The sequence below is a fragment of the Ectothiorhodospira mobilis genome (assembly GCF_900114895.1).
Classification (GTDB): Bacteria; Pseudomonadota; Gammaproteobacteria; order Ectothiorhodospirales; family Ectothiorhodospiraceae; genus Ectothiorhodospira; species Ectothiorhodospira mobilis_A.
This window is the reverse complement of record NZ_FOUO01000006.1, coordinates 20,409-33,226: the sequence shown is the minus strand read 5'-3', so window position 1 is coordinate 33,226 and position 12,818 is coordinate 20,409. Positions and strand designations below refer to the sequence as shown.

Annotated in this window: 14 protein-coding genes; 10 read left to right on the top strand and 4 right to left on the bottom strand. The window is 64.2% G+C overall.

Features of this window, described 5'->3' with window-relative positions:
• Window positions 1-175 precede the first annotated feature (175 nt).
• Window positions 176-1,177 (top strand): DotA/TraY family protein, encoded by a 1,002-nt coding sequence (locus tag BM214_RS06070; protein ID WP_244887882.1) that lies wholly within the window; start codon window positions 176-178, stop codon window positions 1,175-1,177.
• A 34-nt stretch (window positions 1,178-1,211) separates the two neighbouring features.
• Here BM214_RS06070 and BM214_RS06065 read toward each other — a convergent pair whose 3' ends face one another.
• Window positions 1,212-1,523: a hypothetical protein gene (locus BM214_RS06065; RefSeq protein WP_090484552.1), complete on the bottom strand. Its 312-nt coding sequence runs from the start codon at window positions 1,521-1,523 to the stop codon at window positions 1,212-1,214.
• A gap of 181 nt (window positions 1,524-1,704) precedes the next feature.
• On the opposite strand from BM214_RS06065, the gene BM214_RS06060 reads away from it, so the two are divergent.
• Window positions 1,705-1,932 (top strand): hypothetical protein, encoded by a 228-nt coding sequence (locus tag BM214_RS06060; RefSeq protein WP_090484550.1) that lies wholly within the window; start codon window positions 1,705-1,707, stop codon window positions 1,930-1,932.
• Window positions 1,904-2,692 carry a nucleotidyl transferase AbiEii/AbiGii toxin family protein gene (locus BM214_RS06055; protein ID WP_244887868.1) on the top strand — a complete coding sequence of 263 codons (789 nt, stop codon included), beginning with the start codon at window positions 1,904-1,906 and terminating at the stop codon, window positions 2,690-2,692. The genes BM214_RS06060 and BM214_RS06055 overlap by 29 nt, the downstream gene beginning before the upstream one ends.
• Window positions 2,693-3,013: 321 nt before the next feature.
• On the opposite strand, the gene recF is transcribed toward BM214_RS06055, so the two are convergent.
• From recF to dnaA, 3 genes are all read right to left on the bottom strand, one after another.
• Window positions 3,014-4,090, bottom strand: a complete 1,077-nt coding sequence (gene recF, locus BM214_RS06050; RefSeq protein WP_090484546.1) for a DNA replication/repair protein RecF — start codon at window positions 4,088-4,090, stop codon at window positions 3,014-3,016.
• 33 nt (window positions 4,091-4,123) lie between these two features.
• Window positions 4,124-5,224 (bottom strand): DNA polymerase III subunit beta, encoded by a 1,101-nt coding sequence (dnaN, locus tag BM214_RS06045; protein ID WP_090484545.1) that lies wholly within the window; start codon window positions 5,222-5,224, stop codon window positions 4,124-4,126.
• Between the two features lie 240 nt (window positions 5,225-5,464).
• On the bottom strand, window positions 5,465-6,847 hold the full coding sequence (gene dnaA / locus BM214_RS06040) for a chromosomal replication initiator protein DnaA (protein ID WP_090484543.1): 1,383 nt from the start codon (window positions 6,845-6,847) through the stop codon (window positions 5,465-5,467).
• A 189-nt stretch (window positions 6,848-7,036) separates the two neighbouring features.
• On the opposite strand from dnaA, the gene rpmH reads away from it, so the two are divergent.
• From rpmH to BM214_RS06005, 7 genes are all read left to right on the top strand, one after another.
• A complete protein-coding gene (gene rpmH, locus BM214_RS06035; protein WP_090484540.1) occupies window positions 7,037-7,171 on the top strand; it encodes a 50S ribosomal protein L34 in 135 nt (44 codons plus the stop codon).
• Between the two features lie 4 nt (window positions 7,172-7,175).
• Complete coding sequence (gene rnpA / locus BM214_RS06030) at window positions 7,176-7,553, top strand: ribonuclease P protein component (protein ID WP_090484538.1); 378 nt, start codon at window positions 7,176-7,178, stop codon at window positions 7,551-7,553.
• A complete protein-coding gene (gene yidD / locus BM214_RS06025) occupies window positions 7,529-7,780 on the top strand; it encodes a membrane protein insertion efficiency factor YidD (protein ID WP_090484536.1) in 252 nt (83 codons plus the stop codon). The genes rnpA and yidD overlap by 25 nt, the downstream gene beginning before the upstream one ends.
• A complete protein-coding gene (gene yidC / locus BM214_RS06020) occupies window positions 7,773-9,479 on the top strand; it encodes a membrane protein insertase YidC (protein WP_090484535.1) in 1,707 nt (568 codons plus the stop codon). Before yidD ends, yidC begins: the two co-directional genes overlap by 8 nt.
• Before the next feature lie 13 nt (window positions 9,480-9,492).
• The gene (gene mnmE / locus BM214_RS06015; protein WP_090484533.1) at window positions 9,493-10,839 is read left to right on the top strand and encodes a tRNA uridine-5-carboxymethylaminomethyl(34) synthesis GTPase MnmE; all 1,347 of its coding nucleotides are present in this window, start codon (window positions 9,493-9,495) and stop codon (window positions 10,837-10,839) included.
• Between the two features lie 142 nt (window positions 10,840-10,981).
• Entirely contained in the window at window positions 10,982-12,295 is a 1,314-nt protein-coding gene (locus tag BM214_RS06010; RefSeq protein ID WP_090484531.1) for an AAA family ATPase, read from the top strand.
• Entirely contained in the window at window positions 12,292-12,750 is a 459-nt protein-coding gene (locus BM214_RS06005; RefSeq protein WP_090484529.1) for a hypothetical protein, read from the top strand. The genes BM214_RS06010 and BM214_RS06005 overlap by 4 nt, the downstream gene beginning before the upstream one ends.
• Window positions 12,751-12,818: the final 68 nt, after the last annotated feature.

Genomic DNA, 12,818 nt, shown 5'->3' with positions numbered 1-12,818 from the left:
ATATCACTTCAGGGCCCCGCCCCGCGGGGGTTGGGATCGGCAAGGACGGGGGCTAGCGGGGGATGTTCCACGTGGAACATCCCCTGACTGCAATCGGTCCATGGGCTCACGGATTCTTCTGAAGTAGGGGTGGAATGCTCCCCCCCCCCCCGGGGAGAGCAGAATCCAAGGCTTGGTGGAGAAGGTCTGGTTCGACTCCATCGGCAGCCAAGCCCACACCATCACCGGGGCGCTCACCCATGCAAACGACCCCATCCGGTCCCTGGCGACCTACGGCCAGTGGATGATCGGCGCGGGGACCGGCGTCATTGTCGGGAGTGCCTTGCTCAAGGCGGGCACGGAGTTCGCCAAAGGCAGTGTTTGGGGTTGGGTGGCGGACAAGGTCACCGGCGCCGTGTCGGGATTGGGGTCTTTGATTGGCTTCGCGGCGGGCGCCCTGATCGCCATGGCGGCTTGGCTCATTGGCCTGGGGGGCACCCTGGCCTATTACATCCCGGTGATCCCGTTCGTGTACTGGTCCCTGGCCGTGCTGGGGTGGGCGGTGATGGTGATCCAGTCGCTTCTGGCCGCGCCGCTATGGGCGGCGGCCCATGCAGCGGATGCCACGGAGGATGGCTTCGCGGGCCGCTGGGCCCTTCAGGGGTGGCAGCTGCTGCTGAACGTGATGCTGCGGCCCATCCTGCTCACCATCGGCCTGATCGCGTCCATGCTGCTCATGCATGCCATGGCCTTCTTCATCCTGGAGGGGTATGACACCTTCAATCAGGCCATGGTGAACTCCACCTCGTGGATCTCCATCCTGGGCTTTTTGTTCACCAACACCATTATGATCATCTTCGTGATCATCATCTCCCACAAGGCCCACGAATTGATCTTCGATACCGCCGATGATGTGATGAAGTGGATCGGGTTTGGGGTCTCCCCGCTGGGTTCGACCCGCGCCGAGGGCGAGGTGCGCAGCATGGCTCAGCATGCCGGGAGCACCACCGAACGCCTCACCGGCGCGGCCATGGGCCGGTTGGGGGGTGATAAGGATGACACCTCCCCGCGTAAGCCTGGGGGCAGCGGTGGTGGTGGAAACGGGGGCGGCTCAGGCGGTGGGGGCGGTGGCCCCCATGTGCCGACGCAGGCTGGGGGGAATCAGATGGCGCAGCGGAATATTGGGCGTGATGCTTGATGCTGTTCGTCAGCGACAAATAGCATCGCTAGTATTATCTCAACCCCTGAAATTTCTTGTAATCTTCTCTTTCGAGGGCAACCCTTCGATCGGTTTCGGCATCGCCAAAGTGTTCCCGTACGGTTTTCCCTGTGACTTCTTTGAATGCTTTAAGGGCAACCCCAGCACTGGCTCTTCCTTCCACCGCCTCCTCCTGCCAACTCTGCAATGCTTGATTCAACTGCTGGACTTGTGCGTCCAGAGAATCCACGTAGCCTTGCAGTTCCCGGTTGTACCGCTTCAGGCGGTCGATCCGATCCTGCCGGGCACCGGCCAGACCGGCGTAGAACAGGGTGTCTCCAGCCATGGTTGCATTCTCCTCGATCGTGGTTCTTGTGGTTCCTTATGGGCGCGTCGGTCGTTTCGAGTATAGCCGGTCCAGCCATCGTCCGGGAGTCCCGGGGTGCGTCCCTGGTCGTGCTGGGCGGGACGTGCCAAAATCCAAAGATCCAGTCTCCCTGGGTCGGATTCAGGCATTCCAAGGCGCCATGCACCATCGCCACCTCAACCATCAGCGATTCACCCTCGCCGCCATCGACGATGTGATCTCACGCGGGCGGTGGGATGACTGGGCAGAACTGCGCCGGGCCGTCCTGTCCGATCCAGCACTGCTGGACAAGGTGGAGCGGGTTTGCCGTCCTCATCTCAGCGATCCCTATGCGCAGCGCTATCACTTCTGGATGCATTATGTCGAAGCACACCGCGCCACTGCCTGATTGGGAACTCGTTTTGTCCTCTGCCGCACGGCTCCAGCGCATCCTACCGGATGCTGTGCTGGTCGGAGGAACCGCCTCAGCAATCCATGCAGAGCATCGTTTCTCCCGTGACGCCGACCATGTGCTGACCGATCTGCGCCATCGTTTCGATGAAGTGCTGGCTGAGCTTGAGTCGGTCGCAGGCTGGAAAACGGCTCGCGTGCAGCGCCCCGTGCAAATCCTTGGCAGTCTCGACGGTATCGAGACGGGCGTTCGTCAGCTTATCCGCGACGAACCGCTGGAAACGGCGGTGGTGGACTATCACGGTGCGCGAATCACCGTTCCAACCGAAGGTGAGATTCTGCGCATCAAGGGCGTGCTGATCCTCAAGCGCAATGCCACGCGAGACTACCTCGACTTCGTGGCCTTGGCCAATCACATGGGCGATGAAAACGTTGCTAATGCGCTGCAATCGTTCGACAGGCTCTACCAGCAGGACAACGGGGAATCGCCGCTACAGCAGTTGCAGGTGCAACTTGGCAACGCGCTGCCCTACGACTTGGAAGAAACCGAACTCAGCGAGTACAAGAACCTCGATCCTCGCTGGCATGACTGGCAGGCGGTTAAAGCCACCTGTTCGCGTCTCGCAACCATCATCTTCGACCGGGTTTGCGATACGGATTCAGATCGTCATCAAGTCCATGAATTAAAAGTGGAATCCACAGAGAAGGATCTCCTGGATCCTGATTCCGATACGCCGGATTCAGGGCCGCGATTGTAAAATATGCCCCATCTCTCCCATCCCCCACACTCAGCTGTCCTGCCGGGTTCCTCTTTGGAGGTCATTTTCACCGAGTAGTGCCCTTCCTGCGCCCAACCGGCTGCTTTGGTTTTGATCGGGGCGTGGTTTTAGCCGCTGGCTCGAAAGGATCATGGATGTATTCACCAGTCTTGCCTTGAAGTCTGATTTCAGAGGCTGGAAGGGGTGACCGAACAAGGGAGGAACCCAAGGCATCCAGGGCAGGGTAGGCGGTGGTTCCGGGTGCCCGATCAGACCGGGGTCTGGGTAGTGGACCCTCAGACCATGGCATGGGATGAGGGCTCATGCCCCCCGGAGCTGCCCATGTTCCACGTGGAACATCCGGATCTCCTCCCAGCCGGAAACCTCCAGGGAATCCCCCTGGATGGCGGTGACAAAGACCTGGCAGCCCAGGTGGCGCAGCAGATCCAGGGCACCGGCACAGCGGGCCGGGTCCAGTTCCGAGGCGAGATCGTCCACCAGGACCACCACGGGTCGTGTGGTGCGTCTGCGGTGCAGGGCCACCTGGGCCAGGCGCAGCAGCAGTACCGCCGTCTTCTGCTGCCCCCGGGAGGCCTCCTGGGAGAGGGAGACTCCCTCGTGACGAAAGATCACCTCCGCGCGATGGGGTCCCCACAGGGTATAGCCCATCTCCCTTTCCCGTTCCCGGCCGCGGGCCAGGACCTCTTCCAGGGATTCCTCCTCCCGCCAGCCGCGGCGGTACTGCCATTCCAATGCCCCCTCCACGGGCAGACGCGAGCGCAGGTCGGTGACCGTCTCTCCCAGGGCCAGTAGATAATCGCGTCGAAAGGCGTCCAGTTGCCGGCCATGGCGGTCCATCTCCCGCTCCCAGGCCGAAAGGGCCCGGTCCGGTGAACCGAGGCGCAGGGCCTCGTTGCGCTGCTGCAGGGCGCGGCGGTAGCCCTGCAGCACGGGCAGGTACTCCTCCTCGGAATGGAACAGGCCCCAATCCAGGAACCCCCGGCGCTCCCCCGGGGGACCGGCCAGGAGTTCGTGGCTGTCGGGATGGATGGCCTGGACGGGGAAGAGCCGGGCCAACTCCGTCTGGGCCCGCACCCGGCGCCCCTGGACACGGGCCTGGGTGCCCCGCTCCCCCTTGCGGATGCCCAGATGGACCAACTCACCGCGCTCCCCCTCCAGACGCCCTGTCACCATCACCCCCGAGGCCCCCCGGCGGATCACGGGGCCGATGCGGGCGGTGCGAAAGGAACGACCCGTGGCCAGGAGATGGATCCCCTCCAGCAGGCTGGTCTTGCCGGAGGCGTTGGGACCGGTGATCACGTTCAGCCCCGCGCAAGGCTCCAGGCGGACCCGTTCGAAGATGCGCAGGTGCAGCAGATCCAGGCGGCGCAGGATCATCTCAGGCAACCGGCACCGCGACCCGCCGCGACATCACAACCGGATGGGCATGACCACGTAGAGGGCCCGCTCGGAATCGCTGTCCCTCACCAGGACAGAAGAACCGGCATCCCGAAGGCCCATACGGACGTCATCGCCTCCCAGGTGGGCCATGACATCGGTGAGGTAACCGACGTTGAAACCGATCTCCAGGTCCGGGCCCTGGTATTCCACCTCCAGTTCCTCCTCCGCCTCTTCCTGTTCGGGATTGTGGGCCTGGAGTACCAGTCGATCCCGGGTCAGCTCCATGCGTACGCCGCGGTACTTCTCGTTGGAGAGGATGGCGGTGCGGCTCAGGGCCTGGCGCAGTACCTCACGCTCCACCTTCATCACCTGCCCCTCCTCCTGGGGGATCACGCGCCGGTAATCCGGGAAGCGGCCATCGATGAGTTTGGAGGTGAAGCGTACCCCGGAGAAGTGGGCGCGCAGATGATTGCTGCCCACCTCCAGGCGCACCGGATCATCCACCCGCTCCAACAGGCGGCTGAGCTCCATTACCCCCTTGCGGGGCAGGATCACCTGACGGGGCTGCTCCGTCTCCACGACGGCCTCCACCTCATACAGGGAAAGCCGGTGGCCGTCGGTGGCCACGCAGCGGACCCGGCCCCGCTCCAGTTCCAGCATCAGACCGTTGAGGTAGTAGCGCACATCCTGCATCGCCATGGCAAAGGAGGTGCGATCCATCAGCTCCAGGAGATCCCGTTGGGGAAGCTCCAGGGTCAGCCCCCCCTTCACCCCTTCCAGTTCCGGAAAGTCCTCCGCGGGCAGGGTGCTCAGTTGGAAACGGGATCGGCCCGATTGCACCAGCAGGCGGTCCTCCTCCTGGCGCAACTGGATACTGGCCTCGTCCGGCAGGGCGCGGCAGATGTCCAGGAGCTTGCGCGCCGAAACCGTGGTCTGCCCCGGGGCCTCCACATCGTGTTCCCAATGGGCGAGCCATTCCACTTCCAGGTCCGTGGCCACCAGGCTCAACCCGTCCTCCCCGGCCCGGAGGAGGACGTTGCCCAGGATGGGCATGGTCTGGCGCTTTTCCACCGCCCCAATCACCTGCTGCAGCGGCTTGAGGAGGGTCTCCCTCTGGATGCTGAATCTCATCGGCTTCACCCCGTGTTGGTCTTTAATTAGGTATTGATCTTTTCAATGATAGTAATAAGGGCAGTCCCCATGTTGTGGGTATCCCTGAATTACCTTTTTATTTCAATGACTTGCAGGTGAATTTCCCTGTGCGCCGGCTGTCGGGAAGGGAGTCGAAAGGCTGTGGGTGGGTTGTGGACAACACCACCCCGCATTTCCCGTCCTCCGCCCAGTCACAGGTTATCCCCAGCCTTGCCCACGTCAGCTGGTGAGCGTGCGCAGCAGATTCACGAAGTCCTCGTTGATGCGGGCATCGGATTCGCGCAATTCCTCCACCTTACGGCAGGCATGGATCACCGTGGTGTGGTCCCGGCCGCCGAAGGCCTTGCCGATCTCGGGCAGGCTGTGGCTGGTGAGCTCCTTGGCCAGGGCCATGGCCACCTGTCTGGGGCGGGTGATGGAGCGGCTGCGGCGGGTGGAGTGCAGGTCCGAGACCCGGATCTTGTAGTACTCCGCCACCGTCTTCTGGATGTTGTCGATGGTCACCAGCTTGTCCTGCAGGGCCAGCAGGTCGTGCAGGGCCTCCTTGGCGAAGTCCAGGGTGATGGGACGGCCGGTGAAATGGGCGTTGGCGATCACCCGGCGCAGGGCCCCCTCCAGTTCGCGGATGTTGGAGCGGATGCGCTTGGCCACGAAGAAGGCCACCTCATTGGGCAGTTCCACCCCCGATTCCTCCGCCTTGCGGTGCAGGATGGCCACCCGTGTCTCCAGTTCCGCCGGTTCGATGGCCACGGTCAGCCCCCAGCCGAAACGGGACTTGAGCCGGTCCTCCAGGCCGTCCACCTCCCGGGGGTAACGGTCACAGGTGAGGATCACCTGCTGCTGGCTCTCCAGCAGGGCGTTGAAGGTGTGGAAGAATTCCTCCTGGGAGCGCTCCTTGCCGGCGAAGAACTGGATATCGTCGATGAGCAGGGCATCCACCGAACGGTAGTAGCGCTTGAACTCGTCGATGGAGTTGTGTTGCAAGGCCTTGATCATGTCCGCCACGAAGCGCTCGGAATGCAGATACACCACCTTGGCGGCGGGGTTCTGATCCAGCATGGCATTGCCGATGGCGTGCATCAGGTGGGTCTTGCCCAGGCCCGTACCGCCATAGAGGAACAGCGGGTTGTAGGCCTTGCCCACATTACTGGCCACCTGCAGGCTGGCGGCCCGGGCCAGCTGGTTGGACTTGCCCTCGACGAAGTTCACGAAGGTGAAGTTGGGATTGAGATTATTGGTGAACTGCGGTGAACTGGCCGCTGGCCGGGGATCGGCGGCCTCCCGCGTGGCCTCGGCGCTACGGGTTGCACCGGCATCGGGGCGTTCCGGGGCCCGTGGGCTGGAGGCGGTCTTGCGGCCGCTGCCCACCTCCAGGCTCACGCGCACGTCGTCATGCCCCGCGGTCTCGGTCACCACCTGGCCGATGCGCTGGAAGAAATGATCCTTCACCCAGTCCAGCACGAAACGGTTCGGCGCCAGCAGCCGCAACACCCCTTCCTCCTCCACGGCATGCAGGGGGCGGATCCAGGTGTTGAGCTGCTGTTCCGAGAGTTCGCTCTCGAGGCGTGCCACGCACTGTTGCCACAAGGCGCTGCTGACCAAGGCGGATCTCCTGGCGGAAAAGGGTGGGGGAAACCCTCAAGTCTAACTGCCGGGCTTCCAGGTTATCCACATCTTTTTCCACAGATCCCCAGCCGCCGAGATTGACACCCATGGCGATCGCGGGTAATTTTACGCGCCTTGATCGGGTGCCCGATGCCCGCGCAACCCCACGACACAGGGTCCGCCGTCATGAAAAGAACATTTCAGCCCAGTAACCTGCACCGCAAGCGCACCCACGGCTTCCGGGCCCGCATGGCCACCCGTGGCGGCCGCAAGGTCCTGTCCGCGCGCCGCGCCAAGGGCCGTGCACGTCTGTGTCCCTGAGCGATTGACCGTTTCCGGGGACCGGCGTTTCCCCAGGACGGTACGGCTCACCCGAGCCGCAGAATACCGGGGTGTCTTCCAGGGGGGGCGGCGCATCAACCTGCATCCCTTCACCGCCGTTTGCCGGCCGACGCAGGAAGACAGCGCCCGCCTCGGGCTGGCCATCTCCAAGCGCAACCTGCGCCGGGCCAGTCAGAGGCAGCGGATCAAGCGCCTGGTGCGGGAGTCCTTCCGCCACCGGCGCAGCCAACTACCCCCGGTGGACGTGGTGATCATGTGCCGGCGCGGGGCCGAGGAGTACACGAACCAGGATCTCTACCAGATCCTCGAGCGTCTCTGGAACCGGGTGGTCCGCCAATGCAAAAACTCCTCATCCTGCTGATCCAGGCCTACCGCTATACCCTAAGCCCGTTTATCGGACAGCACTGCCGCTTCGTGCCCACCTGTTCCTGCTATGGCATCGAGGCCATCCAGCGACACGGGGCCCTGCGCGGCTCCTGGCTGACCCTGCGCCGCCTCGCCCGTTGCCATCCCTGGTGCGAAGGCGGCTACGATCCCGTACCCGATCCCGTCCAAGGCCCCCAGCGAGCCCCCCGAGACCATGGATAACCTGCGCCCCGTCCTCTACCTCAGTTTCGTTTTCCTGCTGTTCCTGGTCTGGCAGACCTGGAACGTGGATTATGGCCCGCAGCCGCAAACGGCCCAGGAGACCCAGGAGGTCGCCGGCGGAGATGGCGCCGCCAACCGGGACGATCTCCCCGACGCCGCCCTGTCCGAGGCCGGGGAGGCCCCGAACACGGAGGCCTCCGAAGGGGCCGGTGCGGGCCGGCGCATCCATGTGGTGACCGATACCCTGGACCTGTACATCGATACCCGCGGCGGCGACATCGTGCGCGCGGACTTGCCCACCTATCCCGTCAGTCTGAACCAGCCGGATGAGCCCACCACCATCCTGAATGAACAGGAACGGGCCTACGTGGCCCAGTCGGGCCTGATCCACGACCGCGTCTCCGGTATCGACCATGGGGACCGGGCGCCCACGCACCATGCGGTGTATGAGGCACCGGCCACGGAATTCCGCCTCCAGGATGGCCAGGATGTCCTGCAGGTGCCCCTCACCTGGGAGAACGACGAGGGCATCCGCGTCACCAAGACCTACACCTTCCGCCGCGGGGAATTCCTCGTGGACGTGAGCCACCGGGTGGAAAACGGCAGCGACGCGGCCTGGACCGGACGCCAGTACCGCCAGCTGCGCCACGGACCCACCCCCGATCGGGACTCCTGGTTCCTGTACACCTTCACCGGCGCTGCCTACTACGACGGCGGCTACCGCAAGGAGGAACTGGAGAGCCTGGCAGAGAAGGTGGATTCCAAGGAGCTCCAGGGGGGGTGGATCGCCCTCATCGAGCACTACTTCCTGAGCGCCTGGGTGCCCGAGGCCGGGGAGGAGAACCTGCTCTACACCCGGGAGGTGGGCACTCCCGACGAACCGCGCTACATCATCGGGCTGCGCTCCGAGGCCCAGACGGTGGCCCCCGGCGGGAGCGGGGCGTTCGAAACCCGTCTCTGGATCGGGCCCAAGCTGCAGGAACCCCTCTCCGAAATCGCCGAGGGCCTGGAACTGACGGTGGACTACGGCTTGTTCACCTTCCTGTCCAAGCCGCTGTTCTGGATGCTGGACCTGATCCACAGCCTGGTGGGCAACTGGGGCTGGTCCATTATCTTCCTGACCCTGCTCATCAAGCTGGCCTTCTACAAGCTCTCGGCCACCAGCTACCGTTCCATGGCCAAGATGCGCGCGGTGCAGCCCAAGATGATGGCCCTGAAGGAACGCTTCGGGGATGACAAGCAGCGCATGAACCAGGCCCTCATGGAGCTGTACAAGAAGGAGAAGATCAATCCCCTGGGGGGTTGTCTGCCCATCCTGGTACAGATCCCCGTGTTCATCGCCCTGTACTGGGTGCTGCTGGAAAGCGTGGAGCTGCGCCAGGCGCCGTGGATCCTGTGGATCCAGGATCTTTCGGTGCGGGATCCCTTCTTCGTGTTGCCCATCCTCATGGGGGTGAGCATGCTGGCTCAGCAGAAGCTCAATCCCGCCCCCATGGACCCGGTGCAGCAGAAGGTCATGATGGCCCTGCCGCCCATCTTCACGGTGTTCTTCGCCTTCTTCCCCGCGGGCTTGGTGCTCTACTGGCTGGTGAACAACCTCCTGTCCATCGCTCAGCAGTATTACATCACCCGCAGGCTGCAGGCCGAGGGCTACGATACCGGCAAGAATACTGGCAAGAAAGCAGCCAAGGGGGACTGATCCCGGCACGGCCATGAGCGCCCCGGCTGGAGACACCATCGCCGCCATCGCTACCCCGCCGGGGCGGGGCGGGGTGGGGATCGTGCGCATCTCCGGCCCCGGGGCCGCCGGAATCGCCCGGTCCGCCCTGGGGCGGGTGCCGGAGCCCCGCATGGCCACCCTGGCCACCTTCCGCGATCCCCAGGGACAGCCCGTGGACCAGGGCCTGGCCCTGTTCTTCCCCGGACCCCGTTCCTATACCGGCGAGGACCTGCTGGAGTTCCAGGGCCATGGCGGCCCGGTGGTCATGGACCGGGTGCTCACCGCCTGCCTGGGCCACGGCTGCCGCCTGGCCCGGCCCGGGGAATTCACCCAGCGGGCCTTCCTCAACGACCGCATGGACCTGGCCCAGGCCGAGGCGGTGGCGGACCTCATCGACGCCGGTTCCGCCGCCGCCGCCCGCGGCGCCTTGCGCACCCTGGAAGGGGCCCTTTCCCGTCGCACCGAGGCCCTGGCCGAGGCCCTCACCGTCTTGCGCAGCCACGTGGAGGCCGCCCTGGACTTCCCCGAGGAGGAGCTGGACCTGCTGGCCGATACCGCCGTGGGGGACCGGCTGGAGCATTTGCGGGAGGAATTGCAACAACTCCTGGAAGGGGCGGGGCAGGGGCGCCTGCTGCAGGAGGGGGCCCACCTGGTCATCGCCGGCCGCCCCAACGCCGGCAAATCCAGCCTGCTCAACCGCCTGGCGGACCGGGAGACGGCCATCGTCACCGCCATCCCCGGCACCACCCGGGACGTCCTGCGGGAGCACCTGAGCCTGGACGGCCTGCCCCTGCACCTGGTGGACACCGCCGGCCTGCATGCCTCCGAGGACCCGGTGGAGCAGGAGGGGATGCGCCGCGCCTGGACAGAGATGGAGCGCGCCGATGTCATCCTCCTGGTGGTGGACGCCACGGCGGGGGAGGGCGAGGCGGAGGCGGCCATCCGGGCGCGTCTGGACCCCGCCCTGCCCGTGATCACCCTGCTCAACAAGATCGACCGCCTTCCCGACCCGCCACGGGAGTACGGCGAAGACCGCATCCCGATTTCCGCCCTCACCGGAGAGGGCATGGACCGTCTCAAGGCCCGCATCCGGGACCTGTTGCACTACCACGGTAAGGAGGAAGGCCTGTTCACCGCCCGCCGCCGCCACCTGGACGCCCTGGAACGCATGCAGACCCACCTGGAGGCCGCCCGCGGCCACCTGCAGGCAGGCGTGGCCCCGGAGCTGCTGGCCGAGGAGTTGCGCCTGGCCCAGGAGGCCCTGGGGGAGATCACCGGCCGCGTCACCAACGAGGACCTGCTGGGCCGCATCTTCGCCGATTTCTGTATCGGCAAGTGAGACCTGCTTTCGCTCCTGGTTCCTAGACCCTCACGGTCTGATACCCTTCTGGAATCGACGCCTGGCTGGAAAACGTTCGCCATGAGCTGCGCGAAGCCCTGCAGGACGGCCCGGTGATTACCCAGTAACCGAGGGCTATGCCATGCTGACCTCCATTCAGCTGACCAACTTCAAGAGCTATCGACAGGCCAGGCTGGACCTGGCACCGCTGACCTTCCTGATCGGCCCCAACGCCTCGGGCAAGAGCAACGCCCTGGAGGGTATTCGCTTACTCAACTGGCTGGCCAAGGGGAAGCGCCTGGACGATATCGAACGCGATATCCAGGGGGGCGATACCGTGGTGCGTGGCCAGGCCCGTGATCTGTTCAGAGAGGATGGCGAGCCGTTTACCCTGGAGGCGCACCTGGCCGATGCCCCTGAGGGCTGGGGCGACTTCTCCATCACCATCGATCAGCTTAGCGAGCAGCTGGTGGTGGCGGGCGAACAGATCACTCACCCCGACGAGAAAGTTCCACTCTACCGGGTGGACAGCGAACCCAACGAGCACAGCGACGAGATCAGCGTCGCCTATAACAACTTTCGCCGCGGGCGCATCAAGCCGCATATCCCCTGCTCCAATCGCCAAGCGGTGTTCTATCAGCTGGAGACGCCCGGCCGTTTCCAACAATCCCACGCCGAGGCACAAGAGCTGATTCCTGAAGTGGCCCGTACACTGCGCGAGACGCTGCGGAATATCGTCTTCCTCGACCCGCGTCCAGCGCAGATGCGCGACTACGAGTACGCCGGAGACAAGCACCTTAAGGAGGACGGCCGCAACCTCTCCGCGGTGCTCTACCAGCTTTGTCAGAACCCGACTGGTAAGCAGGCCCTACTCGAATTGATCCAATCATTGCCTGAACAGGACATCACCGATATCCGGTTCATCGAAACACCTCGTCAGGACGTCATGGTCAGCTTGGAAGAGACCTTCGGCGAACAACAGCGCTTCGTGGATGCCCCGTTGCTTTCCGATGGCACATTGCGCGTTCTGGCCGTGGGCGCTGCGCTCTTGTCAGCACCCGAGGGCGCGTTGTTGATCATTGAGGAGGTAGACAATGGGGTTCACTCCAGCCGGGCCCATGTGCTGGTGAGGCAGATTCGGGAGGTAGCCAGCCAACGGCAGCTGCGGGTACTGATGACCTCCCACAACCCGGCCCTGCTGGATGCCCTGCCTGATGCCGCCCTGGCCGATGTGCTGTGTTGCTACCGCGACCCGCAGCATGGGGATAGCCGCCTGGTACGCCTGGGCGACATGGAACGCTATAGCGAGCTCGTTGCCCAAGGGCCGCTAGGCCAACTGATGACCCGCAAGGTGCTGGAGCGCTTCCTTAAGGACGACACCTCCCCGGAGCAGCGCCGTGCCGCGGCCCTGGCCTGGCTGGAGGAGCTCAAGCAGGACACGGAGTCTCGGGGATGAGCGCCATCTGTCTCGTTGATACATCGGTATTCGTGGAGATCCTCAACGTGCCCGGGATGGACAGCCTTCATATTGATATCATCGCGGAGCTGGAAGCTCGGGTCACCCGGGAAGAATCTATGTTTTTACCCATGGCGACGATCCTGGAGACCGGCAACCATATCGGACAGCAAGGCGACGGCCGCGAGCGCCGAGCTTGTGCTCAACGCTTCGTGCACCAGGTCGAAATGGCATTGAAAGGCCAGAGTCCCTTTAAACCAATCAATTTCCTGGAGGCCGAACACCTGCAGGCATGGCTGTCGGAATTTCCGGACCACGCCAGCCGAGGGAGCGGCCTGGGTGACCTCTCCATCATCCACGACTGGCAGCGGCTCTGTAATCAGAACCCGCAGCGCCGTGTCACCATCTGGTCGCTGGATCAACATCTTGCCGGTTACGACCGACCAGCCCAATAAGCAGAAAGCGGCCACAACGCAGACGAATTGCACACCGATGCAATCCCCTGCTGAAGACATTGGGAAAT

Excerpts from the sequence above, each read along its gene's own strand:
- yidC (WP_090484535.1), top strand. The coding sequence starts at position 7,773 with ATGGATAACCTGCGCCCCGTCCTCTACCTCAGTTTCGTTTTCCTGCTG.
- BM214_RS06065 (WP_090484552.1), bottom strand. The coding sequence starts at position 1,523 with ATGGCTGGAGACACCCTGTTCTACGCCGGTCTGGCCGGTGCCCGGCAG.
- recF (WP_090484546.1), bottom strand. The coding sequence starts at position 4,090 with ATGATCCTGCGCCGCCTGGATCTGCTGCACCTGCGCATCTTCGAACGG.
- yidD (WP_090484536.1), top strand. The coding sequence starts at position 7,529 with ATGCAAAAACTCCTCATCCTGCTGATCCAGGCCTACCGCTATACCCTA.
- dnaN (WP_090484545.1), bottom strand. The coding sequence starts at position 5,224 with ATGAGATTCAGCATCCAGAGGGAGACCCTCCTCAAGCCGCTGCAGCAG.
- mnmE (WP_090484533.1), top strand. The coding sequence starts at position 9,493 with ATGAGCGCCCCGGCTGGAGACACCATCGCCGCCATCGCTACCCCGCCG.
- BM214_RS06060 (WP_090484550.1), top strand. The coding sequence starts at position 1,705 with ATGCACCATCGCCACCTCAACCATCAGCGATTCACCCTCGCCGCCATC.
- BM214_RS06005 (WP_090484529.1), top strand. The coding sequence starts at position 12,292 with ATGAGCGCCATCTGTCTCGTTGATACATCGGTATTCGTGGAGATCCTC.
- rpmH (WP_090484540.1), top strand. The coding sequence starts at position 7,037 with ATGAAAAGAACATTTCAGCCCAGTAACCTGCACCGCAAGCGCACCCAC.
- BM214_RS06010 (WP_090484531.1), top strand. The coding sequence starts at position 10,982 with ATGCTGACCTCCATTCAGCTGACCAACTTCAAGAGCTATCGACAGGCC.
- BM214_RS06055 (WP_244887868.1), top strand. The coding sequence starts at position 1,904 with ATGTCGAAGCACACCGCGCCACTGCCTGATTGGGAACTCGTTTTGTCC.